This is a genomic window from Mycobacterium sp., assembly GCF_050701675.1.
Taxonomy (GTDB): Bacteria; Actinomycetota; Actinomycetes; order Mycobacteriales; family Mycobacteriaceae; genus Mycobacterium.
Window position 1 is genome coordinate 1 of sequence record NZ_JBOGDD010001283.1, and the last position, 3,207, is coordinate 3,207.

Genomic DNA, 3,207 nt, shown 5'->3' on the forward strand with positions numbered 1-3,207 from the left:
GACGTGGAGCGCGAGTTCACCCGGTGTTCGCGACGCTGTTCCCCGGTGGTGAGGGCCGCCTCATCCTGACCAACCCCGACGACATGCTCACCACCGGCATCGAGGTCGAGGCCAGGCCGCCCGGCAAGAAGATCAAGCGGCTCTCGCTGCTGTCCGGCGGGGAGAAGTCGCTCACGGCGGTGGCGATGCTCGTCGCGATCTTCCGCGCCCGCCCGTCACCCTTCTACGTCATGGACGAGGTCGAGGCCGCGCTCGACGACGTCAACCTGCGACGCCTCATCAGCCTGTTCGAACAGCTCCGAGAGGTGTCGCAGCTCATCGTCATCACCCACCAGAAGCCCACGATGGAGATCGCCGACGCACTGTACGGCGTCACCATGCGCGATGACGGCATCACCACCGTGATCTCGCAGCGGATGCGCGGTCAGGAACTCGTCACCGCCACCTGACGGTCATCGAGCGCGATGCACCCTGCGACAATGGCGTCGTGTCACAAGGTCAGTTGATAACTCTGTGGATCGCCCTGGCGGTCATCGCCGTTCTCGTCATAGCGGCGGTGGTCGTCGGTCTGGTGCGCTACCGGCGACGACGGATCAGCCTGTCATCGCCCGACACCGCCACGCAGGTCGACAAGTCCGGCGGCTACACCGCGTCCTCGACCATCTCCTTCACCAAGTCGACGGACACCATCGAACCTCCGCCCGCCCGGGTGGACACCCCGCTGGACGTCGGGGGCCTACCCGCCGTCGGGGATGACGCGACCATCCCGCGGGACGCACCCAAGCGAACCATCTCCGACGTGCGACTGCCCGAACCGGAGGCCCCAGAGGCTCCCGTGATTCCCGACGCCGTCCCGGCCGAGCCGGAACCCGTGGTGGAAGCCCCCGAGGCGCAGGAGATCGAACCGATCGCCCCGCCCGACGGCAGACTCGAACGCCTCCGCGGACGGCTCTCGAAGTCCCAGAACGCACTTGGCCGCAGCATGCTCGGCCTGCTCGGCGGCGGTGACCTCGACGAGGATTCCTGGGAGGCCGTCGAGGACACCCTGCTCATCGCGGACCTCGGTCCCGTCGTCACCGAATCGGTGGTCAGAGCGCTGCGCGCCAGGATGGCCGCAACCAGCGTGCGGTCCGAGGCCGACGCCAGAGCGGTGCTTCGCGACGTCCTCATCAACGAGCTGCGACCCGAGCTCGATCGCTCCATCAAGGCGCTGCCGCACGACGACAAACCGTCGGTGCTGCTCGTCGTCGGCGTCAACGGAACGGGTAAGACGACCACCGTCGGCAAACTGGCTCGCGTGCTCGTCGCCGACGGCAGGCGCGTCGTGCTCGGCGCGGCGGACACGTTCCGCGCGGCGGCTGCCGACCAGTTGCAGAGTTGGGCATCGCGGGTCGGCGCCGAGGTGGTGCGTGGTGCGGAGGGCGCCGATCCCGCGTCGGTGGCCTTCGACGCGGTCGATCAAGGCATCGCCACCGGGGCAGACGTCGTGGTGATCGACACGGCAGGCAGGCTGCACACCAAGACCGGTCTGATGGACGAACTGGGCAAGGTCAAGCGGGTCGTGACCAAGCGCGCCGTCGTCGACGAAGTCCTTCTGGTGCTGGATGCGACCATTGGCCAGAACAGCCTTCCACAGGCCCGCGTCTTCGCCGAGGTCGTCGACATCACCGGGGTGGTTCTGACCAAGCTGGATGGTACGGCCAAGGGCGGCATCGTCTTTCGCGTGCAACAGGAGTTGGGCGTGCCGGTCAAGCTGGTCGGACTCGGGGAGGGCCCCGATGACCTCGCACCGTTCGAACCCGCCGCGTTCGTCGACGCCCTGCTCGGCTGACGGTCTTGCACCGGCCTGACGAGGCGATTAACACCGACGAAACGAAATAGGCCGATCCGTTCACGTGAGCGAAACACGCACGGCTCATTGGCGAAACAACGAGTGCGCAAAGTCTTGGCCTAGGTCATCGGTGACTAACCGTGGCATGGGCGAAGGAGGAAACTGGGAGTGGACGGATTTCCGATATTGGGTGCGCCGGACACCGGTGACACCGCATGGATGTTGGCTAGCGCCGCACTCGTGCTGTTGATGACACCTGGACTCGCCTTCTTCTACGGCGGCATGGTCCGCGCCAAGGGCGTGCTGAACATGCTCATGATGAGCATCAGCTCCATGGGCGTCGTCACCGTGTTGTGGGTGCTCTACGGCTACTCGATGGCCTTCGGCAACGACAAGTTCAACCTGTTCGGTGACCCGACGCAGTACTTCGGGCTCAAGGGAGTCATCGGCGGCAACGCTGCCGCAGCGGTCGTCGCGGATCCGAGCGCCGGGGTCGAAGCGGCCGACGCGATCACCATCCCACTGGCGGGCACCATCCCGATGTCGGTCTTCGTGGCCTTCCAGCTCATGTTCGCCATCATCACCGTGGCGCTGATCTCCGGTGCGGTCGCCGATCGCCTGAAGTTCAGCGGCTGGCTGCTGTTCTCCGGCCTGTGGGTCACGGTCGTCTACTTCCCGGTGGCGCACTGGGTTTTCGCCTTCGACGGGTTCACCGGTGAGAAGGGCGGCTGGATCGCCAACAAGCTCGCCGCGATCGACTTCGCCGGTGGCACGGCGGTTCACATCAACGCCGGTACGGCAGGCTTGGTCCTGGCGATCATCCTCGGCAAGCGCAGGGGCTGGCCCGGGACGCCGATGCGACCGCACAACCTGCCGTTCGTGATGTTGGGTGCGGGCCTGCTGTGGTTCGGCTGGTACGGGTTCAACGCGGGATCTGCCGTCGGCTCCAACGGTTTGGCCGGTTCGACCTTCGTCACCACGACCGTCGCCACCGCCGCCGCCATGCTCGCCTGGCTGCTCACGGAGAAGATCCGGGACGGTCACGCCACCTCGCTCGGCGCGGCCTCGGGTATCGTGGCCGGTTTGGTCGCGATCACCCCATCCTGCTCATCGGTGAATGTCGTTGGCGCACTGGTGATCGGCGTCGTCGCTGGCGTGCTGTGCGCACTGGCGGTCGGCCTGAAGTTCAAGCTCGGCTTCGACGACTCCCTCGACGTGGTCGGCGTCCACCTGGTCGGTGGTCTCGCAGGCACCCTGCTGGTCGGCCTGGTCGCCGCTCCCGAGACGGGCGCCGGTGTCACGGGCCTGTTCTACGGCGGTGGATTCGACCAGCTGTGGAGGCAGGCAGTCGGTGCCGGTGCGGTGCTGCTGTATTC

Annotated in this window: 2 protein-coding genes and 1 pseudogene; all 3 read left to right on the forward strand. The window is 66.6% G+C overall.

Annotated elements, in window-relative coordinates:
• Positions 1 to 449, forward strand: a pseudogene (locus tag ACRDUX_RS39585) (AAA family ATPase); the annotation flags it as partial.
• A 53-nt stretch (positions 450 to 502) separates the two neighbouring features.
• Positions 503 to 1,831 (forward strand): signal recognition particle-docking protein FtsY, encoded by a 1,329-nt coding sequence (gene ftsY, locus ACRDUX_RS39590; protein ID WP_526422813.1) that lies wholly within the window; start codon positions 503 to 505, stop codon positions 1,829 to 1,831.
• Between the two features lie 168 nt (positions 1,832 to 1,999).
• A partial coding sequence (locus ACRDUX_RS39595; RefSeq protein ID WP_526422811.1) for an ammonium transporter occupies positions 2,000 to 3,207 on the forward strand: 1,208 nt, incomplete at its 3' end.